This window comes from Streptomyces sp. B1I3, from assembly GCF_030816615.1.
In the GTDB taxonomy this organism is placed as follows: Bacteria; Actinomycetota; Actinomycetes; order Streptomycetales; family Streptomycetaceae; genus Streptomyces.
This window is the reverse complement of sequence record NZ_JAUSYD010000001.1, coordinates 3,688,189-3,709,469: the sequence shown is the minus strand read 5'-3', so window position 1 is coordinate 3,709,469 and position 21,281 is coordinate 3,688,189. Positions and strand designations below refer to the sequence as shown.

Below are 21,281 nucleotides of genomic sequence, written 5' to 3'. Positions count from 1 at the left end.
CATGGTGGGTGGAGGCGCGGTCAGGCCCCGGGGAGGCTGTTCAGGAACGCGTCGAGCTGGACACGGTCGCCGAGGCGGGTCAGGCGGTTGCGGGCCGCGGAGGGCGAGAGCCAGGTGATCCGGTCGACCTCGTCGCCGGGCACGAAGGTGCCGTCCGTCGCCTCGGCGGCCCAGTAGCTGACCTCCTTGGGGCGGCCCTTGGCGGTGTACCGGGCCGTGGGCAGGGCGGCGCCCGGGACGCAGTGGTGGCCTGTCTCCTCCAGGACCTCGCGCAGGGCGGCCTCCAGTGGGGTCTCGCCCACTTTCAGCTTGCCTTTGGGGTACGACCAGTCGTCGTAGCGGGGGCGGTGGACCAGGCAGATCTCCAGGCCGCCGCCGCTGGGGGAGCGACGCCACAGTACGCAGCCGGCGGCCAGGACGGGATCGCTCATGGCGCGGTCACGGCCGCCGCGTACGGCCAGGTCTCCCGGAACACGGCGCGTGCCGCCTCCACCTCGTGCCGCTGATCGGCATGGAGCACGCCCAGGGCGTACGCCGTCGCCGGGGCGATCCGGGGGGTGCGGGCCGCCGCTGCCGCCGCCTCGGCGGCCTCGGCGGCGTCCCGGTGCAGGTCGAGCGCCCGCCCGGCCCCTGCCAGCACCGGATCGGGTGCGCCGTGGACCACCTCGTGCGCGTACCGGTGCAACCGCAGCAGCAGGCGGGCCTGGTGCCAGAGGGCGTCGTGCGCCTCGTTGTACGGCTCCGTGGCCTCGTCGGGTGGCAGCGCGGCCACCGCGGCGAGCATCCGCTCCTCGGCGAGCTCCGCAGGGGCGTGCAGCAGCTCCGCCGCCGGACCCGCGGCGGCGGGAGCGAGGGGGACCTCGGAGGCGAGCAGGGCCACGGCGTCGGCCAGGGCGTGGAAACGGGAGGAGCCGAGCGCCTGGAGCGCCGCCGAGTGGGCGCGGGTCCGGGCGAGGGTCAGCCTGCGTTCCAGGAGCGCCCCGGCCCTGGCCGTGCCGACCCCGAGTGCCGCTCGCTCCGTGACGCCGTCGGCGCCGGGGGCGGTGCCGTGGGCCGGGGCGGCTGCCGGGACGGCGGTGCGGGCCGGGGGGAGCGCGGTGCCCGAGAGCTGGTGCAGGGCGTCCAGCAGCCGCCCCAGCCGGGTGGCGTACGCGTGCTCGCGGGCCAGGGTGCCCGAGAGCCAGGCCAGTTCCGCACGGAGCTGGTCGGCCCAGGCCGGTTCGAGCGCGCCCCGGAAGGTGTGGAGCGTGCCGCTGATGCGGCGCGCGGCGTGCCGCAGCGCCGCGACGGCCGCCTCGGCCCCCTGCGTGCCGGCGTCCGTCGGGGCGCTGTGCTCGCGGTGCAGGCGCAGGCCACGGAGGAAGCCGGCGGCCTGTCCGCGCAGGTAGGGGGCGAGGACGGTGTCCGCGGGCAGCGTCGTCGTGTGGTGGTCAGGGCGTCGCACGCCGGCGCCTCCGGGTGTCGATGAGCATCGCTTGTACGTGCCGCAGCGGCTGGCCGTCCGCGTCCGTGGCGTGCCGGGTCCAGTTGCCGTCGGGGCCCAGGTGCCAGGAGGAGATGGTGTCGGACATGCCTGTTTCCAGGAGCCTGCTGAGCGTGGCGCGATGCGCGGGGTCGGTGACGCGGACCAGTGCTTCGATCCGGCGGTCGAGGTTTCGGTGCATCATGTCGGCGCTGCCGAACCAGACTTCGGGTTCGCCGCCGTTGCCGAAGGCGAAGACCCGGGAGTGTTCGAGGAAGCGGCCCAGTATCGAGCGGACCCGGATGTTCTCGGAGAGTCCGCTGACGCCGGGGCGGAGCGCGCAGATGCCGCGTACCCAGATGTCGACCGGCACGCCGGCCTGCCCGGCCCGGTAGCAGGCGTCGATGATCGCCTCGTCCACCATCGAGTTGACCTTGATGCGGACGTAGGCGGGCCGGCCGGCTCGGTGGTGGGTGACCTCCTTGTTGATGCGGGCGATCAGACCGTCGCGCAGGGACTTCGGGGCGACCAGCAGGCGGCGGTAGGTCTCGCGGCGGGAGTAGCCGGAGAGCCGGTTGAAGAGGTCGGAGAGGTCCGCGCCGACCTGGGGGTCGGCGGTGAGCAGGCCGAGGTCCTCGTAGAGCCGGGCCGTCTTGGGGTGGTAGTTGCCGGTGCCGACGTGGGAGTAGCGGCGCAGCGTGTCGCCCTCCTGCCGGACGACGAGCGACAGCTTGCAGTGGGTCTTGAGGCCGACGAGGCCGTAGACGACGTGGCAGCCGGCCTCCTCCAGCTTGCGGGCCCACTTGATGTTGGCCTGCTCGTCGAAGCGTGCCTTGATCTCGACGAGGACCAGGACCTGCTTGCCTGATTCAGCGGCGTCGATCAGGGCGTCCACTATCGGGGAGTCGCCGGAGGTCCGGTACAGGGTCTGCTTGATCGCGAGGACGTCCGGGTCGCCCGCCGCCTGTTCCAGGAAGGCCTGTACGGAGGTCGAGAAGGAGTCGTACGGGTGGTGCAGCAGCACGTCGCGTTCGCGCAGGGCTGCGAAGATGTCGGGCGCGGAGGCGGACTCGACCTCGGCGAGGTCGCGGTGGGTGCCGGCGATGAACTTGGGGTACTTCAGCTCCGGCCGGTCCAGGGACGCGATGCCGAACAGTCCGGTGAGGTCGAGCGGGCCGGGCAGCGGGTAGAGCTCCGTCTCGGAGATGTTGAGCTCGCGTACGAGGAGGTCGAGGACGTACGGGTCGATGGACTCCTCGACCTCAAGGCGGACCGGCGGGCCGAAGCGGCGCCGCATGAGCTCCTTCTCCAGGGCCTGGAGCAGGTTCTCGGCGTCGTCCTCCTCGACCTCCAGGTCCTCGTTCCTGGTGACGCGGAACATGTGGTGCGCGAGGACCTCCATGCCCGGGAAGAGCTCCTCGAGGTGGGCCGCGATGATGTCCTCTATGGGGACGTAGCGCTGCGGGGACGCCTCCAGGAAACGGGTCAGCAGCGGCGGCACCTTGACCCGGGCGAAGTGGCGGTGACCGCTGACCGGATTGCGTACGACGACGGCGAGGTTGAGCGAGAGCCCGGAGATGTACGGGAAGGGGTGGGCCGGGTCCACGGCCAGCGGGGTCAGTACGGGGAAGACCCGCTGGCGGAAGAAGGTGAAGAGCCGTGCCTGTTCCTTCTCGGTCAGCTCCGGCCAGCGGATCAGCTGGATGCCCTCGTCGGACAGGGCGGGCGCGACGTCCTGCTGGTAGCAGGCGGCGTGGCGGGCCATGAGCTCGCGGGAGCGGGTCCAGATCAGGTCGAGGACCTCGCGGGGCTGCAGCCCGGACGCGGAGCGGGTGGCGACTCCGGTGGCGATGCGGCGTTTGAGTCCGGCGACCCGGACCATGAAGAACTCGTCCAGGTTCGAGGCGAAGATCGCGAGGAAGTTGGCCCGCTCGAGAAGGGGCGTCGTGGGGTCCTCGGCCAGTTCCAGCACGCGTTCGTTGAACGCGAGCCAACTGCGCTCGCGGTCCAGGAAACGGCCCTGCGGCAGCTCGTCGCCGTCGCCTTCGGGCTCGTAGGCGTCCGCGTCGTTGTCGAGATCGGGGTCCAGGTCGGCGGCCGTGGAGAGACCGGCGGACACGGACGAGGATCCGGCGACGGCCTGGGGCCGGTGGGCCGCGAGGGAGCCGACGGACGGCTGGAGGGGCTGGACCGGGACCTCGGAGCTGGGCTGCTGGCTCATGGACCTATTCTTCCGCGCGTTCGGCTCCTCAGGCGCGTCGGAGCCGTTAAAGATCGCGGAAGAAGCGGGCGCGGTCGGCGAACCCCGGCCTCTCCCGTTGCGGGGGATGGGCACAGCTGGCTGCATTCCGTGAGAATCGCAAGCGTGTCTGAATAGCCGGTAACGGCGACATGACGTGAAGGAAGCGGTGTGGCTGCGGGGCCGCTGTTGCTCACGGTGCGTGATGACCCGTTCGGGGTTCCGGGCTCCCCCCGGAGGCCGGAACCCCGAACGGGGGTTCTCAGCCGTGGCGGCGGCGCAGCATCCGGAAGGCGAGCGCGAGTGCCAGGGCGGCGAGGGCCAGGAGGATGCCCGTCTCGACGAGCTGGAGGGGCCAGAAATGGGAGGCGGGGTGGTGGTCCAGGAAGAACGTGACACCGCCGCGGTGGCGCATGCAGGCCGTGGGGTCGACGAATCCGTCCACCGTGTAGCAGTTCTCCCTTCCGACTTCCTTGCCGGACGACGTGAGCATGCCGGACCGCACGTACCAGGCGGCGCCCTCGGGCCTCACGTCCCCGGTGAGCCGCACGGGCTGCCACAGGTGGTGCCGCACCTTGGTCATCGTGACGAACGTCAGTCCGTACAGCAGGGCGGTGGCCGATGCCGCGAGGAGGGTGCGCCGCAGGAGCACGGCACAGAGCGCCCCGAGCGACACCGCGAGCACGGTGTACCCGAGCAGCACGGGCCCGAGGCCCGGGTAGACGCCCTCCGCGTACCACTGGAGGTTGTAGGTGTACGGGTAGTCGGACGCGAACGCCCGGCCCCAGTGGTAGACCGCCATCAGGACGACGCATCCGGCGCTCGCGAGGACCAGGGGGAGGGCGAGGCGCGCCACGAGCCAGCGGGTGGGGGAGACCGACTGCACCCAGGCGAGTCTGAACGTCCCGCTGTCCAGTTCGCGTGCGATCAGCGGACCGGCCACGAAGACACCGACGAGTGCGGCGAGCAGCACCATGGTCGTCCCGCCCTCGGACAGGAAGGTCTCGGTCGACGTCCGGGCGTAGGTGGTCAGGTAGGTGGTGTCGCCGCACGGGGTCACATCTCCGTCCGCGCACAGTTCCTCGGAACTGCGCACGGCGATCCAGACCCGCATGGCGACCACGGCTCCGACGCCGGCGAGCAGCAGCGCGAGCGCCGCCCACAGTGCCGTGCGGTGCTGGCGTACCAGGACCCGGACGGGGCCGCGGAGCGAGGGGCGGGTGGTGGCGAGGGTCGTCATGCCGCAGTCACCTCCTCGGCGGCGCAGGCGCTCGGGGTGAGCAGCGGCGGTGCGTCCGGGGAGCGGAGGTGGGCCAGCAGCAGTTCCTCGAGGGAGGGGTTCGTGACGTCCCAGGCGGTGAGGTCCACCGGGCCTTCCTTCCGTACCAGTGCGGTGAGCTGACGTCCTGTCGAGCGGGACTCGACGACGGTGTGCGGGGCGAGGTCACGGACCTGGCCGGTGAGGACGGCGTGCGCGGCGACGATGTCCTCGCTCTCACCGCCGAGCCGGACCCGGCCGCCGTCGACGAGCAGGACGTAGTCGCAGGCGCCCTCCAGTTCGGTGAGGATGTGCGAGGACATCACGATGGTGGTGGCGTGCTCTGCGGCCTCGGCCATCAGGACGCCCATCAGCTGGTGGCGGGCGAGCGGGTCGAGGTCGGCCATCGGCTCGTCCAGCAGCATCAGTTCGGGCCGCTTGCCCAGGGCGAGGGCGAGGGCGAGCCGGGTGCGCCGGCCGCCCGAGAGGGTACGGACCTTGGCGCCCTGCGGCAGGGAGCCGGCGACCCGGTCGGCGGCGGCGCGGTCCCAGGTGGCGGGGTTGAGCTGCTCGCCGGCCCACAGGGTGTCGGCCACCGTGAGCTGTGGGTACAGGGGCTTGTCCTGGGACACGTAGGCGATGCGGGTGCGGGTCTCGGCGGGGTCCGTGGAGCCGAGGATGCGGACCGTGCCCTCGGTCGGCCGGAGCAGGCCGGCCGCGAGGGAGAGCAGCGTGGACTTCCCGGCGCCGTTGGGCCCGACGAGGGCGCATATCCGTCCGGTGGGCAGCCGGAACGAGCAGTCGCGCAGCGCCCACCCGCGCCTTCGCCCGTAGGTCATGCCGAGGCCGTTCGCCTCGATCGCGGCGCCTGTCATGCGTTCGTGTCCCCCTTGAACGTGCTGTCCAGTACGGCGGTGAAGAGCGCGTGCACGTCGTCCTTGTCGAGTCCGGCCGCGCGCGCCCGGCGGGTCCAGTCGGTCAGCTCGTCGCGCAGCGGGGCGTCGGTGGTGACGGCGGCGCTGCCGAGCGTGCGGCGGACGAAGGTGCCGAGGCCCCGGCGGGCCTCGACGAGGCCTTCGCGTTCCAGTTCGCGGTAGGCCTTGAGCACGGTGTTGGGATTGATGGCCGTGGCCTCCACGACCTCCCGGGCCGTCGGCAGCCGGTCACCCGGCTCCAGCACACCCAGGCGCAGGGCCTGCTTGGTCTGCTGCACGATCTGGAGGTAGGTGGCGATGCCGCTGCGCCGGTCGATGCGGAATTCGACCGCTGCGGACTCTGCCATGTTCACCACCCTTTCACTAATTGAGTAGTGAAAGGGTGGCGTAAAGGAGGGGCGGCGTCAAGCGACGCCGCCCCGACCAGTTCTGACGTGCCGTCAGGACTCGGTGCGGTACATCAGGTCCGTCTCGTGCGTGGTGAAGCCCATGCGCTCGTACACCGCGAGGGCGGCCGCGTTGTCGGCGTCGACGTAGAGCATCGCGGTGGGCAGGCCCTGGGCGGCCAGATGCCGCAGTCCGATCGCGGTGAGCGCCTTGCCGAGCCCGCCGCCCTGGGCGTCGGGCCGGATGCCGACCACGTAGACCTCGCCGAGGTCCTCCTCGGTGTGGACCTTCGTCCAGTGGAAGCCGATGATCTCGCCGTCGCGCTCGGCGAGGAAGAAGCCCTTCGGGTCGAACCACGGCTCGGCCTTGCGGTCGTCCAGGTCCCGCTGGGTGAGGGAGCCCTGCTCGGGGTGGTGGGCGAAAGCGGCGCTGTTGGCGGCGAGCCAGGCCGCGTCGTCCTGACCGGGCACGAAGGTGCGGACGGTGACCCCCGGGGGCAGAACCGGCTCCGCGATGTCGAGCGACCCCAACGGGCGCCGCAGCTGGCGCAGTTCGCGGAAGAGGGACAGGCCGAGCACCTGCGCGAGGTGCCGGGCGGAGGACTTGCCGCCGTGTGCCCAGACCCGCAGCCGCTTTCCGGTGACGGCGAGGAGGGCCGCCCCCAGGGCCCGCCCGTGCCCGTGCCCGCGGTGGGCCGGGTGCACGACGAGCTCGGCGGCGGGTGCTTCCACGGGGTCGGTGTCCTCCAGCTGCGCGTACCCGGCGAGCACGCCGTCGGCGGTGAGCAGGAGATGCCGCACACCCTCGCGGTGCCCGCCCCGGAGCTGGAGCCGGCCCTGCTCGGAGACGGCCTGCCTGCCGTCGGTCCCCGCCGCCTCGCCGAGCAGTGCCAGGACGGCGTCGGCCTGCTCGTGGGTGAGCGCGTCGAGGGTCTGGATCGCACGTCCGGGGGCGGGGAGGGGTACGTCTGTCGTCATGGGTACGAGCGTACGGGGAGCGGACCGGCCGGCGGGCGCGGCGACGGTGCAACGGTTTCGCGGGCGGTGACGTTTCTGCTCGCATATGTGGGCCCTCCGGGTGATCGACCCCTTTCTGATCGGGCGGCAACCAGTTCGTAACCACAAACATCTGTCGCGCTACGCGCGTTGACCCTAGGCTGCCGCACGCAGGATCCAGCCACTTACAAGGGGACCGATGTCAGCGACTCCGCAGAAGAACCGTGTGTCCCGGCGGGTGCTTGCCGCCGCGGCCGGGCTGGCCACCGTGGGCGCGCTCGTCGCCGCCCTGCCGGCCGGTGCCCAGGACCGCGGACACGGCAACGGCCACGGACACGGCCGGCCGGCCCGTACCGTCGACGTCCAGCTGCTCTCCTTCAACGACCTTCACGGCAATCTGGAGCCGCCGGCCGGTTCCGCCGGGACGGTCGGTGAGACGCAGGCCGACGGCACGGTGAAGTCCGTCCCGGCCGGTGGCGTCGAGTACCTCGCGACCTCGCTGCGCACCGCGCGCAAGGGCCACCCGTACTCCGTCACCGCGGCCGGCGGCGACATGGTGGGCGCGAGCCCGCTGCTGTCGGGACTCTTCCACGACGAGCCCACGATCGAGGCGCTCAACGGGCTCGACCTCGACGTGACGGCCGTGGGCAACCACGAGTTCGACGAGGGGGCCACGGAGCTCGCCCGTCTGCAGAACGGCGGCTGCCACCCGGTCGAGGGCTGCTACGAGAAGGGCAAGGAGTTCGAGGGCGCGGACTTCCCCTACCTCGCGGCCAACGTGACGGACGAGAAGACCGGCAAGCCGATCCTCAAGCCGTACACGGTCTGGAAGAAGAACGGCGTCAGGATCGGCTTCATCGGAGTGACCCTGGAGGGCACGCCGAACATCGTCACGGCCAACGGTGTCAAGGGCCTGAAGTTCCACGACGAGATCGAGACGGTCAACAAGTACGCCAAGGAGCTGGACCGCCAGGGCGTCAAGTCCATCGTCGCGCTGATCCACGAGGGCGGGGCGCCGGCCTCCTCCTCGTACAACTACGACTGCGACAGCCCCGGCGCCGGTGACGGCATCTCCGGGCCGATCGTGGACATCGCCGAGGGCATCACCCCGAAGGTCGACGCCCTGGTCACCGGCCACACCCACCAGGCGTACGTCTGCACGGTCCCGGACCCGTCCGGGAAGCCGCGCATGGTCACCTCGGCCTCGTCGTTCGGCAAGCTCTACACGGACACGACCCTCACCTACGACCGGCGCACCAAGGACATCGTGCGTACGTCGGTGCGGTCGGCGAACCACATCGTCAGCCGGGACCAGGCCAAGGCCACCGACATGACCGCGCTGATCGCCCGCTGGAACACGCTCGCCGCGCCCGTCGCGGGCCGTCCGCAGGGCTTCATCTCCGCCGACATCAACGGCCGCGGTTCCACGGCCCCGGAGAAGCCCCTCGGCAACCTGATCGCCGATGCCCAGCTGGAGGGTCTGGCCCCGGCCGACAAGGGCGGCGCGGTCGTCGCGTTCATGAACCCGGGCGGCATCCGTTCGGACCTGGTGTACGCGGCGTCCGGCAGCGAGGGCGACGGAGTGGTGACCTACGGCGAGGCGTTCACGGTCCAGCCGTTCACCAACATGATGAACGTCGTCGACCTGACCGGTGCCCAGCTGGTCGCCGCGCTGCAGCAGCAGGTCAGCGGCTCGAACCAGGCGTCCCCGAAGATCCTGCAGATCTCGAAGGGCCTCACCTACACCCTGGACATGACGAAGTCGGGCGCCGACCGGGTGGTCACGGACTCCATCCTGCTGAACGGTGCGGCGATCGACCCGGCGAAGACGTACCGCGTCGCGATGAACGAGTTCCTCGCGGGCGGCGGCGACGGCTTCGCCGCCCTGGGCCAGGGCACGAACAAGCTGGTCGGCCCGTCCGACCTGGACCTGTTCAACGCCTATCTGGCACAGCACTCCACGGCCTCCGCGCCGCTGGCACCGCCGGCCACGGGCCGGATCACGATCGTGCAGTGACGTCCCCACGCGGGGAACCGGTGGGGGCGGCGGGCCGGAGGGCCCGCCGCCCCCACCACTGCTTCCGGCCGCCGGGGCGCGGCCCTCTGTCCAGGATGACGTGTACCGGCCACACTCGGAGGGCTGATCCCCCCACAGCCGCCGGAGGCACCCCCGCATGAGCCCGTACACCGGAACGCGTCGTCACTTCCTCGCCGGCGCCTTCGCCGTCTCCGCCACCGCCCTCGCCGGCGCCGGCCACGCCGTCGCCGCCCCGCGTACGGCCCGCCGCACGCCGCAGGACTGGATGGGCGCGATCCCCGGCACGACCGGGCTGCACCGCCTGACGATCCCGGGCTCGCACAACTCCGGTGCCCGATTCGGCGGCCCCTGGACCGAGTGCCAGAACACCACGATCGCGGAGCAGCTGAACAGCGGCATCCGCTTCCTCGACGTGCGGTGCCGGATCACCGGCGACTCCTTCGCGATCCATCACGGGGCCTCGTTCCAGAACCTGATGTTCGGCGACGTCCTGATCGCCTGCCGGGACTTCCTGGCGGCCCGGCCGAGCGAGACGGTGCTGATGCGGGTCAAGCAGGAGTACTCCGAGGAGAGCGACTCCGCCTTCCGCCGGATCTTCGACCTCTACCTCGACACCAAGGGCTGGCGGTCCCTCTTCCACCTCGAACCCACACTGCCCGGCTTGGGCGGAGCCCGCGGCAAGGTCGTGCTGCTCGCCGACAACGGGGGCCTGCCAGGGGTCCGGTACGCCGACCCCCAGGTGTTCGACATCCAGGACGACTACATGGCCGAGCCGTTCGCCAAGTACCCAAAGATAGAAGCGCAGTTCCGCAGGGCGGCCGAGCAACCGGGCAAGCTGTTCATGAACTACGTGTCCACTGCCGCGCTGATGCCGCCCCGGTGGAATGCCGACCGGCTCAACCCCCAGGTCCACTCCTTCCTGGACGGGGCCTGGGCGGCGGGCCGGACAGGGCTCGGCATCGTCCCCCTGGACTATCCGGCCACGCGCTCCGGGCTGGTCGAGTCACTGATCCGGCACAATCCGGCGGTGTGAGGGGGAAGGACGCCCTTCACAGCTCCGGGGGCGGCTGGGGTGCTCCCGGGAGGCGGATGGACGCCACCGTTCCCTCGCCCTGCTCCACCGGCCGCAGCGTGACCTCACCGCCCGCCTGCTGGATCGTGCGGGCCACGATGGACAGGCCGAGGCCGGAACCGGGGAGCTGGCGGGCCGATGGGGAGCGCCAGAAGCGTTCGAAAACGTGCGGGAGTTCCTCGGCCGGGATGCCGGGGCCGTGGTCGCGCACGGTCAGCTCGCCCCGGTGCAGCACGACGTCGACCGTCCCGCCGGGCGGGCTGAACTTCACCGCGTTGTCCAGGACGTTGACGACCGCCCGCTCCAGCGCCGCCGGTTCGGCCCGGACGTACCAGGGGGCCAGGTCGGCGGTGACGGTCAGCTCGGGGCCGCGCAGCCGGGCCCGTCGCAGGGCGGTACGGGTGACGTCGTGCAGGGCGACCACCTGCAGGGGACCGGGCTGGGCGGCATCGGGGCGGGAGAGCTCCTGGAGATCGCCGATGAGGGCGGCGAGCTCGGTCATCTGGGCCTTGACGGAGGCCATCAGCGCCTTGCGGTCGTCGGGTGGGATGGCCCGGCCCGTGTCGTCGCTGCGGGCGAGCAGCTCGATGTTCGTACGGAGCGAGGTGAGCGGCGTGCGCAGCTCGTGGCCGGCGTCCGCGATGAGCTGCGACTGGCGGTCGCGTGAGGTGGCCAGGGAGCTGGTCATGGAGTTGAAGGAGCGGGAGAGCCGGGCGATCTCGTCGTCGCCCTCGGCCGGGATCCGGATCGTCAGGTCCTCGGTGCGGGCGACGTGCTCGACGGTGAGGGCGAGTTCGTCGACCGGCTGCAGGCCGGTGCGGGCGACCCACAACCCGGCGGCACCCGCGCCGAGGACGCCGATGCCGGAGACGAGGAACAGCACCCAGGCGAGTGTGGAGAGCGGGGCGGTGACCTCGCTCTCCGGCCGGGCGACGGACACGGCGTAGATCTCACCGGAGGGACGCAGTTCCAGGCCGTAGGTGAAGACCCGCATCTTCTCGCCGTCCGTGTCGGTGGCGGAGTGCAGGGCGTCGCGGCGGTCCCCGGCGGCCACGGCCAGGTCGGCGTCCGTCGGGCCGATGGGGGTGGAGCCGGGTGCCTCGCAGACCTTGCCGGAGGCGTCGATGATCTGGAGGGCGTACGAACCGGGGGACCGCACCGGTTCGCGGCCGGTCCCCCGGCAGTTGGCGAGCAGGTTCTCCACCAGGGACCTGTCGGCCTGGGGGGAGTTGCGCAGGGAGCTGTCCAGCCGGCCGTCCAGCTGCTCGCGCGTCACGAACCAGCAGGCCGCAGCGACCGCAGCGACCGCGACGGCCACGGCCATGGCGACCAGCAGCGCCAGCCGTGAGCGCAGCGGCAGGGCGCGGAGCCGGCGGGGCAGTCCGCTCACCCCTCACCGCCGCCGGAACGCAGCGCGTACCCGACGCCCCGCACCGTGTGGACGAGGCGCGGCTCGCCGCCGGCTTCCGTCTTGCGGCGCAGGTACATCACGTACACGTCCAGGGAGTTGGAGCTGGGTTCGAAGTCGAAGCCCCAGACGGCCTTGAGGATCTGTTCGCGGGTCAGGACCTGCCGGGGGTGGGCCAGGAACATCTCCAGCAGCGTGTATTCGGTGCGGGTCAGTTCGACCCGGCGGGTGCCGCGGGTGACCTCGCGGGTGTTCAGGTCCATGCGGAGGTCGGCGAAGGAGAGCACGTCGTCGTCGGGGGCGCCGCCGCCCGCCGTGACCGTGTACGAGCTGCGGCGGAGCAGGGCCCGGATGCGGGCGAAGAGCTCGTCCAGCTCGAAGGGCTTGACGAGGTAGTCGTCGGCGCCGGCGTCCAGGCCGGTGACCCGGTCGCCGACCGTGTCGCGGGCGGTGAGCATCAGGATGGGCGTGGTGGAGCCGGTGGACCGGATGCGCCGGGCGGCGGTGAGGCCGTCCATGCGGGGCATCTGGATGTCCAGGACGATGAGGTCGGGGGCGTACGACTCGGCCTTGGTGAGGGCGTCGTAGCCGTCCACGGCTACCTGGGTGCCGTATCCCTCGAAGGCGAGGCTGCGCTGCAGGGCCTCGCGCACGGCGGGCTCGTCGTCGACGATCAGGACGCGCTGGGGATCGTCTTCGGCGGGGCTCATCGCTACGTCGTCCTCTTCCGTCTCGTGCCCGGTCCTGTGTCCGGTCCGGGCATGGGGCTGCGGGGGTGTCCGGGGTCTCAGCCTCGCACGGCCGCCGCGCGGCGTCGCGCGGCACGGCGCCGGCGGCCGGCGCCGGTGCGGACCTCGGCCGGGCGGGGAACGACCGGGGCCTGAGCCGAGGCGGCCGGTTCGGCGGCCAGGCCGAGGGGAAGGGCCAGGCCGGACGGGCCGGCGTCGGTGCTGCTGGTCATCGGTGCCTCCTCGTCAGGAGCCGTCGCCGGCGCGCAGGGCGTCCAGGTCGGCCTTGACGGTGTCGACCGGGATGGCGAAGCCGAGGCCCACGCTGCCTGCCGCCGAGCTTCCGGAGGTGCTGGCCGAACTGGGCGAGTACATCGCGGAGTTGATGCCGATGATCTGTCCCTTCATGTTGATGAGCGCGCCACCGGAGTTGCCCGGATTGAGCGAGGCGTCGGTCTGGATGGCCTTGTACGTGGTCTTGGACGTACCGGTGTCGCCGTTGAACTGCTGCCCGCCGAACTCGAACGGCCAGTTCCCGCCGCCCTGCTGCTGTTGCTGCTGCTGTTCCTGCTCGTCGTCCTTGGCGACCGTGACGTCGCGGTCCAGCGCGGAGACGATGCCACTGGTGACCGTGCCGGTGAGGCCTTCGGGGGAGCCGATCGCCACGACCTCGTCGCCGACCTTGACCGATGAGGAGTCGCCGAGCGTGGCCGTCTTGAGCCCGCTCGCGCCCTGGAGCTTGATGAGAGCCAGGTCCTTGTCGGCGTCCGTGCCGACGACGTCGGCGGTGTACGACTTGCCGGTGCTGAGGGCCACCTTGATCTGGGAGGCGCCGGAGATGACGTGGTTGTTGGTGACGATCTCGCCGTCCGACGTGATGACGACACCGGAACCGGTGGCGTCGCCGGCCGAGGAGCTCGCGCTGATCTCGACGATCGCCGGTGACACGGCCGCCGCGACACCGGACACCGTGCCCGCGCTGCTCTGCGAGACGGTGGTGCCGTTGACGACACCGGTGGAGACGGTGCTGTTCGAGCCAGCTCCGGCGAGCTCGCCGATGAGGGTGGCGGTGCCGCCGCCCACCGCCGCCGCGGCGATCGCCACGGCTGCCAGCAGGGCCAGGGGCCGCTTGACCCGGCGTTCGGGAGCCGGGGCGCCCGCCGGTGCGGTCCCTACGGGTTCCGGGGCGGGCCAGGCGTGGACGCCGGGCGCTGCGTGCTGCGGGCCGGGGTCGTACGCGGGCGGCGGCGGGTAGGCCGCCTCGCCGTTGCCGTACGAGGGGTACATCGGGTACTCGCCGCTCGGGCGGTGGCTGTCGGTCATGTCTACGAGAGTGGCCAGCGAACATGAGAGCAGCCTGAGTGCGTCCTGAGAAGCCCGGCAGAACCGCGTATGCCCGATATAAGGAAGCGTGCCGTGCCGGTGCCACGAATGCGTGTGGGCCGGCGTACGGAAGCATGCTCGCCGGCGTAGTTAAGCGCACTCGCCGGGGTACGGAAGCTGCCGTGCCGCTACCGGGCGGCAGCCGTCGGCTCCCCGCAGCCGCAGGACCGCCGCACCACCAGCGCGGAGGGGAACTGCTTCAGGCGCTCGCGCCGCGACCCCGAGACCCGCAGCGAGTCGTCCAGGACCAGGTCGACGGCCGCCCGGGCCATCGCCGGGCGGTCCGAGAAGACCGTCGTCAGCGGCGGATCGGTCAGACCCGCCTCCTTCACGTCGTCGAAGCCCGCGACCGCGAGCTCCCCGGGCACGTCGATACGCAGTTCGCGTGCCGCCCGCAGTACCCCGATGGCCTGGTCGTCGGTCGAGCAGAAGATCGCCGGGGGCCTGTCGGGCCCGGCCAGCAGCCCGAGAGCCACCTGGTAGGCGTCGTAGCGGTTGTACGGGGCGTGGAAGAGCCGCCCCTCCGTCGCCAGCCCCGCCTCCTGCATCGCGCGGCGCCAGCCCTCGATGTGGTCGGCGACCGGGTCACCGACCACGGGGGTCGACTCCATGCCGCCGAGGCAGGCCACGTAGGCGTTGCCGTGCTCGAGCAGGTGGCGGGTGGCGAGTTGGGCGCCGCCGATGTCGTCCGTGACGACGGCGACGTCGTCGATCGCCTCGGGGCGCTCGTGCAGCAGGACGACACGGGCGTCCCAGGCCTCTATCTCGGCCGCCGCCCGTTCGCTGGGGCCCTGGCTGACCAGGATCAGACCGGAGACACGCATGCCGAGAAAGGCCCGCAGATAGTGGACCTCGCGCTCGTCGCGGTAATCGGAATTACCGACCAGCACCATTTTCCCGCGCTCGGCCGCGGCCTGTTCGACCGCGTGCGCCATCTCCGCGAAGAACGGCTGCCGGGCGTCCGGCACGATCATTCCTATGAGATCGGTGCGTCGTGACGCCATTGCCTGGGCGACCCGGTCGGGCCGGTAGCCCAGCTCCTTGATGGCGGCGAGTACCCGCTCGCGCGTGGCCGGGGCAACCGGCCTCGGTCCGTTGTTGATGACGTAGCTGACGACCGCTGTCGAGGTCCCCGCCAGTCTCGCCACATCGTCCCGCGTCACCTTGGCCACGCGCGGCAGTCTACGCGGATCGACCTACCGCTTGGCAGGCCGGACCGGGGCTTCTTCCGTGGCCTCGGCCTCCGGGGACTGCTCCGAACGGGTGTGGACTTCCCCGGCCGTCCTGGGCGCCGCCTTGGCCTTGGTCTCGTCGGTCGTGCGCTCCGCCTTCTCGGGGGTGACGAAGCGGTAGCCGACGTTGCGGACGGTGCCGATCAGCGACTCGTGCTCGGGGCCGAGCTTGGCGCGCAGCCGCCGTACGTGGACGTCGACCGTGCGGGTGCCGCCGAAGTAGTCGTACCCCCACACCTCCTGCAGCAGCTGGGCGCGGGTGAAGACCCGGCCGGGGTGCTGCGCGAGGTATTTCAGCAGTTCGAACTCCTTGAAGGTGAGGTCGAGGACCCGGCCCTTCAGCTTGGCGCTGTACGTCGCCTCGTCGACCGACAGGTCGCCGTTGCGGATCTCCATCGGGGAGTCGTCGGCGGTGATCTGCTGGCGGCCGGTGGCCAGCCGCAGACGGGCCTCGACCTCGGCGGGGCCCGCCGTGTCCAGAAGGACGTCGTCGATGCCCCAGTCGGCGGTGACGGCCGCCAGGCCGCCCTCCGTGACCACGAGGATCAGCGGACAGCCCGGTCCGGTGGACCGCAGCAGCTGGCAGAGCGACCGCACCTGGGGAAGGTCACGTCGGCCGTCGACGAGAATGACGTCGGCACCGGGGGTGTCGACGAGCGCGGGGCCCTCGGCGGGGGCGACCCGCACGCTGTGCAGCAGAAGGCCGAGGGCGGGGAGCACCTCCGTCGACGGTTGAAGGGCATTTGTCAGAAGCAGCAGTGAACTCATCGCCGCCCACCTGCCTGGGTCGTCGGTCGATCGTGCACGGTTCGCTCGCCCATTACGTCGGTCCTCCTCGTTCCCTGCGAGAGGGGCACTCCCGGGTCGGACCCGGGGGAGTATGCGGCACTACTTCGTACTCCCGTACGGCCGTTCACCTTGCGGCGACCGTCATACGGTTCTTACGGTGCGGCCCCCTGTCCAAGGGTCCGCTGAGGTTGTCGAAACGTCGCCGTAACAACACCCGGAAAGCACAAAAGGACCCGGGGGCTGCATTGCCCGGATCCTCTTCGCAGCAGAATAGCCCACATGAGTTCTGTGTCCGAGGGTCGTTTCCTGAGTTCTTCTGTTCCCTCGATCACGCCGATCCCCCGCCGCACCACATTGCTGACCGGTGACGGGGTCCGGATCGAGGCGGTGTACACCCCGTGTACGGCGGGTTCCGCACCCGGGGACGGCGGTGTCGCCGACCGGACGGCCGTGGTCGTCGCACACGGTTTCACCGGCTCCGTCGACCGGCCGGCCGTGCAGCGGGCCGCTTCGGTGTTCGCCCAGCGTGCGGCCGTGATCACGTTCTCCTTCAGGGGTCACGGGAGGTCCGGCGGACGGTCGACGGTGGGCGACCGGGAGGTGCTGGATCTGGCCGCCGCGGTCACCTGGGCGCGGTCGCTGGGGCACCGGCGTGTCGTTACGGTCGGCTTCTCGATGGGCGGCTCCGTGGTGTTGCGGCACGCCGCGCTGTATACGGAGCGAGAGGTGCGGGAGACCGCCGTAAAGGATTCCGCCGCTCCTGGGGCCGAACGGGTGGGCGGGCGCACAGCGGCGCACAAGAGGCGCGCAGGGGCGCATACGGACGCGGTGGTCGCGGTGAGCGCCCCCGCCCGCTGGTACTACCGGGGCACGGCGCCGATGCGGCGCCTGCACTGGGTGGTCACCCGCCCCGCGGGCCGGCTCGTCGGCTGGTACGGCTTCCGCACCAGGATCCACCGGGAGGACTGGGACCCCGTCCCGCTCTCCCCGGTCGAGGCGGCCCCCCTGATCGACGCCCCGCTGCTGATCGTGCACGGCGACCGGGACCCGTACTTCCCCCTGGACCATCCGCGGATGCTGGCGGCCGCCGCCGGGGGCGGCGCGGAGCTCTGGATCGAACGGGGAATGGGCCACGCCGAGAACGCGGCGGACGACGCCCTGCTCACGCGCATCGCCGACTGGACGGCTCCGGCGTGATTCATCATGGACAGCTGACGCACGACGAAAGGGGTGCCGCCATGGCAGCGGGGACGATCCGCTACTGGGCCGCGGCTAAGGCCGCCGCAGGGACCGCCGAGGAGCCGTACACGGCCCGGACGCTGGCCGAGGCACTCGACGGGGTGCGCGAACGGCACCCCGGTGAGCTGACGCGCGTCCTGCTCCGATGCTCGTTCCTCGTCGACGGGAACCCCGTGGGGACCCGCGGGCATGAGACCGTACGGCTTGCCGAGGGCGGCACGGTCGAGGTGCTCCCGCCGTTCGCAGGAGGGTGAACCGCAGACCATGAGCGACAGCGATCAGCAGTATCCGTACCCGTACGACCCGCGGTACGGGCATGAGGGCCAGTCCCACCCGCAGCAGGGGCAGCCCTACGGTCAGCAGGGCCAGTCCCACCCGCAGCAGGGGCAGCCCTACGGTCAGCAGGGCCAGCCCCACCCGCAGCAGGGACAGCAGTACGGCCAGCCCCACCCGCAGCAGGGCCAGCAGTACCCGCAGCACAGCCAGCCCTACGGCCAGCAGGGGCAGCCGTACCCGCAGCAGGGGCAGCCCTTCGGGGCCGGTGACCGGCCTTCTCCCTCCTACGACGCCCATGCCGCGCCGTACGCGGGCACGCCGGACCCGGTCGCCTGGCCGGAGGGGCAGGCGACGCAGCAGCCCGCCGCGCACGCCCCGCAGGGCCACGCCCAGGGAGCCCCCGATCCCGGCGCGACCCAGACGTGGCAGGGCCAGACCTGGGACACCCGTTACCAGCCGGCGATCCAGCCGCAGCAGGCCGCCTACCGGCCGGTGGACGAGCCGCAGCAGCAGGGCCGGCCCGACCAGCAGGCCGTGTACCGCCCGGCGCCGCAGCCCGATCCCGTGCAGGGCGGCGCCCCGGCCACGTACCCCTTGCCGCCCGAGGCTCCGGGCACTCCGGGCACTCCGGACGCCCCGGCGGCTCAGGCCGGGCAGGGGGCGCAGGCGGCGCGGGCCGGCGCTGCGGACGACTCCGGGTACAGCGCCCCGACCACCCTGGGCAACAGCCGGATCACCGACGCCCAGCGGGCCCGCGCCGAAGGGCGTTCGCCGATCATCGCGCCCGGGATGCAGCCGGCCGCCGTCACCGCGGGTCTCGGCCTGCTCCTCGCGCTCGGTTCCGCGATCGGACCGTACGCCCTGCTCGTGCCGCTGGTCCTGCTCCAGGCCGTGACGGCCGCCGGCTGGTTCCGGCTCAACGGCATGTGGCCGGCCAGGCAGGGCATCGCGCTCGCGTTCGCGGGCGGGTTCGTCGCCGATGCCGTCCTGCTCGTGGCGGGCCGTGACAACGCCCCGGCGGCGATCCTCGGCACGCTCGGCGTCTGGGTCCTGCTGACCCTCGTGCTCCAGCTGCGCAGCCACGCCGGGGCCGACGAGCGGATGTACGGCCTGACGGCCACCGTCGCCTCGGCCGCGCTCGCCGTGCTGGCCGCCGGGCATCTGGCCGCGGTGCCGGACGCGGTGACGGTCGGGGGGATCGCGGTCGCCGTGGCCGTGCTCGTCCGGGCCCTGCCGCTGCCGGGCCCCGTCTCGGTCGTGGTGGCGCTGCTCGCCTCGGCAGGGGCCGGTGCTCTAGCCGGCGGGTTCACGGACTTCGGCGCGCAGGCCGCGTTCCTCGGTTTCGCGGCCGGCGGCTGCGCACTGATCGGGCTGCGGGTGGCGAGCTACGACTACCCGTCCCGCTTCGTGCACATGACGGCCGGTGTGGCGCTGCCACTCACCGCCGCGGCTCCCGCGGTCTATCTGATCGGCCGCGCCCTCGCCTGACCACCCGCGTTCCCCGGCCGGTTCCGAGTCCCCTCCCCGCGATCGCGTGCGGAGGGAACGGAACCGGCCGGGCCTGTTCCACGTCGATCACTCCGGGCGCGCCGTACAGCGGCAGTAGGCTCACGGGCACCAAGGGCCCGGCCGTGGGAGTGGGGGAGCAACGGGTATGCGCGCACTGCGAATACTGCTGATCGTCGCTGTGGTGCTGGGCGGCGTCTTCGTCGCCGTCGATCGTGCCGCCGTGTACTTCGCGGAGTCGGAGGCGGAGGGCAGAGTCGGTTTCAGCGGCGCCGAGGCCGGTTCCACGGACGTCTCGATCAAGGGCTTTCCCTTTCTGACCCAGGTCGCCGGCCGTGAGCTGGACCGGGTCGACGTCAAGGTCACGGACATCCGGGCCAGCGCCGCAGGCCGGTCGATACGGATCAGCGAGATCCGCGCCCAGCTGCGTGAGGTGACGCTGGGGGCGGGCTACACCAGCGCGACGGCCTCCCGGGCCACCGGGACGGCCGTCGTCTCGTACGCGGACCTCACCGCGGCCGCCGACGACGGGGTCACCGTGGCCTACGGCGGCAACGGGAAGGTCAAGGTCACCGGCACGGTCCAGATCCCGCTGCTGGACCGCCCGGTCTCGCGCAGCGTGCTCTCCACCGTCACGCTGGTCGACGGCGCCACCGTCAAGGTGCACGCGGACGAGGTCCCCGGCGAGGGCATCCCGGGCCTGGAGGGCCTCGTCCGGCAGAAGACCGACTTCGAGCGGGAGATCGGCGGGCTGCCCGACGGCCTGGAGCTGGAGAAGATAGACGTGACACCGGGCGGTCTCGAGATCTCGATGACGGGATCGGACGTCGAACTCGCCGGGTGATGACGGGATCGGGCGTCGAACGCGCCGGGTGATGACGGGGCCGGGCGTCGAACGCGCCGGGTGATGACGGGATCGGGCGTCGAACGCGCCGGGTGATGACGGGATCGGGCGTCGAACCCGCCGGGTGACGGCGCAGCCGGCGCACGCGTGGACGCCCCGTGGGGGCGGGGTGGGAGGCCGCGGGGAAGGACCGGGCGGCGGATCCAGATAATGAGACGCCCTCGTCCGACCCGCAGATGACGGTCCGGCCCGCAGGTCGCGGGCCCGGTCCGCAGGCGACTTCCGAGGCCGCTCGTCTCGCATCGCGGACGATCGTGTCTCACGATACGACACGGCGGTGACATCTCCGCCCGTACCTCCCTACGATCGGACGCATGAAGCGACAGGCGGACCTCACGAAGCGGCGGGCAGTAGACCTGTGCCGCGTCGCCGCCATGCTCTGTCGCACCTTCTGAGCGGGACCCTTTCCCGTTTTCCCCCGGCTCTTCGACGCTGTCAGGGCCGACCCCCGTGCCTTCCGTACGCGTCCCGCTCGACGCACCTGCGCGTACACCTCGCACTCGCACACCGCACCACCCCGCCGCAGACTGCCCCGGAGGAGAAACACATGAGCCGCGCAGACGTTCTGGTCGACGCCGACTGGGTCGAGGCCCACATCGACGACCCGCAGGTCGCCATCGTCGAGGTCGACGAGGACACCTCGGCGTACGAGAAGAACCACATCAAGAACGCGATCCGGATCGACTGGACGAAGGACCTCCAGGACCCGGTCCGCCGTGACTTCGTCGACCAGGCCGGTTTCGAGAAGCTGCTCAGCGAGAAGGGCATCGGCAACGACACCCTCGTCGTCCTCTACGGCGGCAACAACAACTGGTTCGCCTCGTACGCGTACTGGTACTTCAAGCTGTACGGCCACGAGAACGTCAAGCTCCTCGACGGCGGTCGCAAGAAGTGGGAGCTCGACTCCCGGGACCTGACCGATACCGTCCCGACGCGTCCGGCCACCCAGTACAAGGCCAAGCCCCAGGACGAGTCGATCCGCGCCTACCGCGACGACGTCGTCAAGGCCATCGGCAGCCAGAACCTCGTCGACGTGCGTTCGCCCGACGAGTTCAGCGGCAAGCTCCTCGCGCCGGCCCACCTCCCGCAGGAGCAGTCGCAGCGCCCCGGCCACGTGCCGAGCGCCCGCAACATCCCGTGGTCGAAGAACGCCAACGACGACGGCACCTTCAAGTCGGACGACGAGCTGAAGGCCCTCTACGAGGCCGAGCAGGTCGACCTGTCCAAGGACACCATCGCGTACTGCCGCATCGGTGAGCGCTCCGCGCTCACGTGGTTCGTCCTGCACGAGCTGCTCGGCCAGGAGAACGTCAAGAACTACGACGGTTCGTGGACCGAGTACGGCTCCCTGGTGGGCGTGCCGATCGAGCTCGGCGCCAACAAGTAGTCCGCAGGAACCGCACCGCAGTACCCGTACCGCAGGACACCGA

21 protein-coding genes are annotated in these 21,281 nt (G+C 71.7%); 8 read left to right on the top strand and 13 right to left on the bottom strand.

What is annotated here, in order from left to right; all coding sequences use genetic code 11:
* Positions 1–20: 20 nt before the first annotated feature.
* The 7 genes from QFZ58_RS16975 to mshD all read right to left on the bottom strand — a co-directional run bounded on the left by QFZ58_RS16975 (position 21) and on the right by mshD (position 7,258).
* Positions 21–431: an NUDIX hydrolase gene (locus tag QFZ58_RS16975; RefSeq protein ID WP_307125764.1), complete on the bottom strand. Its 411-nt coding sequence runs from the start codon at positions 429–431 to the stop codon at positions 21–23.
* Entirely contained in the window at positions 428–1,444 is a 1,017-nt protein-coding gene (locus QFZ58_RS16970) for a CHAD domain-containing protein (RefSeq protein ID WP_307125763.1), read from the bottom strand. Before QFZ58_RS16970 ends, QFZ58_RS16975 begins: the two co-directional genes overlap by 4 nt.
* The gene (locus tag QFZ58_RS16965; protein ID WP_307125762.1) at positions 1,431–3,683 is read right to left on the bottom strand and encodes an RNA degradosome polyphosphate kinase; all 2,253 of its coding nucleotides are present in this window, start codon (positions 3,681–3,683) and stop codon (positions 1,431–1,433) included. The genes QFZ58_RS16970 and QFZ58_RS16965 overlap by 14 nt, the downstream gene beginning before the upstream one ends.
* Positions 3,684–3,963: 280 nt before the next feature.
* The gene (locus QFZ58_RS16960) at positions 3,964–4,941 is read right to left on the bottom strand and encodes an ABC transporter permease (protein WP_307125761.1); all 978 of its coding nucleotides are present in this window, start codon (positions 4,939–4,941) and stop codon (positions 3,964–3,966) included.
* Positions 4,938–5,834 carry an ABC transporter ATP-binding protein gene (locus tag QFZ58_RS16955; protein WP_307125760.1) on the bottom strand — a complete coding sequence of 299 codons (897 nt, stop codon included), beginning with the start codon at positions 5,832–5,834 and terminating at the stop codon, positions 4,938–4,940. Before QFZ58_RS16955 ends, QFZ58_RS16960 begins: the two co-directional genes overlap by 4 nt.
* Entirely contained in the window at positions 5,831–6,241 is a 411-nt protein-coding gene (locus QFZ58_RS16950; protein ID WP_307125759.1) for a GntR family transcriptional regulator, read from the bottom strand. The genes QFZ58_RS16955 and QFZ58_RS16950 overlap by 4 nt, the downstream gene beginning before the upstream one ends.
* Before the next feature lie 93 nt (positions 6,242–6,334).
* Positions 6,335–7,258 (bottom strand): mycothiol synthase, encoded by a 924-nt coding sequence (gene mshD / locus QFZ58_RS16945; protein ID WP_307125758.1) that lies wholly within the window; start codon positions 7,256–7,258, stop codon positions 6,335–6,337.
* Positions 7,259–7,475: 217 nt separating this feature from the next.
* On the opposite strand from mshD, the gene QFZ58_RS16940 reads away from it, so the two are divergent.
* The gene (locus QFZ58_RS16940) at positions 7,476–9,293 is read left to right on the top strand and encodes a bifunctional UDP-sugar hydrolase/5'-nucleotidase (protein ID WP_307125757.1); all 1,818 of its coding nucleotides are present in this window, start codon (positions 7,476–7,478) and stop codon (positions 9,291–9,293) included.
* A 157-nt stretch (positions 9,294–9,450) separates the two neighbouring features.
* Positions 9,451–10,347, top strand: coding sequence for a phosphatidylinositol-specific phospholipase C (locus QFZ58_RS16935; protein WP_307125756.1), 897 nt, complete (start codon positions 9,451–9,453; stop codon positions 10,345–10,347).
* Between the two features lie 16 nt (positions 10,348–10,363).
* Here QFZ58_RS16935 and QFZ58_RS16930 read toward each other — a convergent pair whose 3' ends face one another.
* The 6 genes from QFZ58_RS16930 to QFZ58_RS16905 form a co-directional block, all read right to left on the bottom strand.
* Positions 10,364–11,776 (bottom strand): cell wall metabolism sensor histidine kinase WalK, encoded by a 1,413-nt coding sequence (locus QFZ58_RS16930; protein ID WP_307125755.1) that lies wholly within the window; start codon positions 11,774–11,776, stop codon positions 10,364–10,366.
* Positions 11,773–12,504, bottom strand: a complete 732-nt coding sequence (locus QFZ58_RS16925) for a response regulator transcription factor (RefSeq protein WP_307125754.1) — start codon at positions 12,502–12,504, stop codon at positions 11,773–11,775. The genes QFZ58_RS16930 and QFZ58_RS16925 overlap by 4 nt, the downstream gene beginning before the upstream one ends.
* Positions 12,505–12,581: 77 nt before the next feature.
* The gene (locus tag QFZ58_RS16920; protein WP_307125753.1) at positions 12,582–12,755 is read right to left on the bottom strand and encodes a hypothetical protein; all 174 of its coding nucleotides are present in this window, start codon (positions 12,753–12,755) and stop codon (positions 12,582–12,584) included.
* A 13-nt stretch (positions 12,756–12,768) separates the two neighbouring features.
* On the bottom strand, positions 12,769–13,845 hold the full coding sequence (locus QFZ58_RS16915; protein ID WP_307125752.1) for a S1C family serine protease: 1,077 nt from the start codon (positions 13,843–13,845) through the stop codon (positions 12,769–12,771).
* Positions 13,846–14,033: 188 nt separating this feature from the next.
* Positions 14,034–15,077 carry a LacI family DNA-binding transcriptional regulator gene (locus QFZ58_RS16910; RefSeq protein WP_307125751.1) on the bottom strand — a complete coding sequence of 348 codons (1,044 nt, stop codon included), beginning with the start codon at positions 15,075–15,077 and terminating at the stop codon, positions 14,034–14,036.
* Between the two features lie 24 nt (positions 15,078–15,101).
* The gene (locus QFZ58_RS16905; protein WP_307125750.1) at positions 15,102–15,905 is read right to left on the bottom strand and encodes a response regulator transcription factor; all 804 of its coding nucleotides are present in this window, start codon (positions 15,903–15,905) and stop codon (positions 15,102–15,104) included.
* 300 nt (positions 15,906–16,205) lie between these two features.
* Between QFZ58_RS16905 and QFZ58_RS16900 the strand changes: the two genes are divergently transcribed.
* The 6 genes from QFZ58_RS16900 (at position 16,206) to QFZ58_RS16880 (ending at position 21,238) form a co-directional block, all read left to right on the top strand.
* A complete protein-coding gene (locus QFZ58_RS16900) occupies positions 16,206–17,123 on the top strand; it encodes an alpha/beta hydrolase (protein WP_307125749.1) in 918 nt (305 codons plus the stop codon).
* Between the two features lie 41 nt (positions 17,124–17,164).
* Positions 17,165–17,419 (top strand): MoaD/ThiS family protein, encoded by a 255-nt coding sequence (locus tag QFZ58_RS16895; protein WP_307125748.1) that lies wholly within the window; start codon positions 17,165–17,167, stop codon positions 17,417–17,419.
* A gap of 10 nt (positions 17,420–17,429) precedes the next feature.
* Positions 17,430–18,929, top strand: coding sequence for a hypothetical protein (locus QFZ58_RS16890; protein ID WP_307125747.1), 1,500 nt, complete (start codon positions 17,430–17,432; stop codon positions 18,927–18,929).
* A gap of 166 nt (positions 18,930–19,095) precedes the next feature.
* Positions 19,096–19,791: a DUF2993 domain-containing protein gene (locus QFZ58_RS16885; RefSeq protein ID WP_307125746.1), complete on the top strand. Its 696-nt coding sequence runs from the start codon at positions 19,096–19,098 to the stop codon at positions 19,789–19,791.
* Between the two features lie 374 nt (positions 19,792–20,165).
* Entirely contained in the window at positions 20,166–20,246 is an 81-nt protein-coding gene (locus QFZ58_RS34475) for a putative leader peptide (protein ID WP_350310325.1), read from the top strand.
* A 152-nt stretch (positions 20,247–20,398) separates the two neighbouring features.
* Positions 20,399–21,238 carry a sulfurtransferase gene (locus QFZ58_RS16880; RefSeq protein ID WP_307125745.1) on the top strand — a complete coding sequence of 280 codons (840 nt, stop codon included), beginning with the start codon at positions 20,399–20,401 and terminating at the stop codon, positions 21,236–21,238.
* Positions 21,239–21,281 lie beyond the last annotated feature (43 nt).

Bases quoted from the DNA above. Each gene is read 5' to 3' on its own strand.
- QFZ58_RS16960 (WP_307125761.1), bottom strand. From the start codon at position 4,941: ATGACGACCCTCGCCACCACCCGCCCCTCGCTCCGCGGCCCCGTCCGG.
- QFZ58_RS16915 (WP_307125752.1), bottom strand. From the start codon at position 13,845: ATGACCGACAGCCACCGCCCGAGCGGCGAGTACCCGATGTACCCCTCG.
- QFZ58_RS16920 (WP_307125753.1), bottom strand. From the start codon at position 12,755: ATGACCAGCAGCACCGACGCCGGCCCGTCCGGCCTGGCCCTTCCCCTC.
- mshD (WP_307125758.1), bottom strand. From the start codon at position 7,258: ATGACGACAGACGTACCCCTCCCCGCCCCCGGACGTGCGATCCAGACC.
- QFZ58_RS34475 (WP_350310325.1), top strand. From the start codon at position 20,166: ATGAAGCGACAGGCGGACCTCACGAAGCGGCGGGCAGTAGACCTGTGC.
- QFZ58_RS16975 (WP_307125764.1), bottom strand. From the start codon at position 431: ATGAGCGATCCCGTCCTGGCCGCCGGCTGCGTACTGTGGCGTCGCTCC.
- QFZ58_RS16940 (WP_307125757.1), top strand. From the start codon at position 7,476: ATGTCAGCGACTCCGCAGAAGAACCGTGTGTCCCGGCGGGTGCTTGCC.
- QFZ58_RS16965 (WP_307125762.1), bottom strand. From the start codon at position 3,683: ATGAGCCAGCAGCCCAGCTCCGAGGTCCCGGTCCAGCCCCTCCAGCCG.
- QFZ58_RS16905 (WP_307125750.1), bottom strand. From the start codon at position 15,905: ATGAGTTCACTGCTGCTTCTGACAAATGCCCTTCAACCGTCGACGGAG.
- QFZ58_RS16885 (WP_307125746.1), top strand. From the start codon at position 19,096: ATGCGCGCACTGCGAATACTGCTGATCGTCGCTGTGGTGCTGGGCGGC.
- QFZ58_RS16950 (WP_307125759.1), bottom strand. From the start codon at position 6,241: ATGGCAGAGTCCGCAGCGGTCGAATTCCGCATCGACCGGCGCAGCGGC.
- QFZ58_RS16895 (WP_307125748.1), top strand. From the start codon at position 17,165: ATGGCAGCGGGGACGATCCGCTACTGGGCCGCGGCTAAGGCCGCCGCA.
- QFZ58_RS16925 (WP_307125754.1), bottom strand. From the start codon at position 12,504: ATGAGCCCCGCCGAAGACGATCCCCAGCGCGTCCTGATCGTCGACGAC.
- QFZ58_RS16900 (WP_307125749.1), top strand. From the start codon at position 16,206: ATGAGTTCTGTGTCCGAGGGTCGTTTCCTGAGTTCTTCTGTTCCCTCG.
- QFZ58_RS16935 (WP_307125756.1), top strand. From the start codon at position 9,451: ATGAGCCCGTACACCGGAACGCGTCGTCACTTCCTCGCCGGCGCCTTC.
- QFZ58_RS16890 (WP_307125747.1), top strand. From the start codon at position 17,430: ATGAGCGACAGCGATCAGCAGTATCCGTACCCGTACGACCCGCGGTAC.
- QFZ58_RS16880 (WP_307125745.1), top strand. From the start codon at position 20,399: ATGAGCCGCGCAGACGTTCTGGTCGACGCCGACTGGGTCGAGGCCCAC.
- QFZ58_RS16955 (WP_307125760.1), bottom strand. From the start codon at position 5,834: ATGACAGGCGCCGCGATCGAGGCGAACGGCCTCGGCATGACCTACGGG.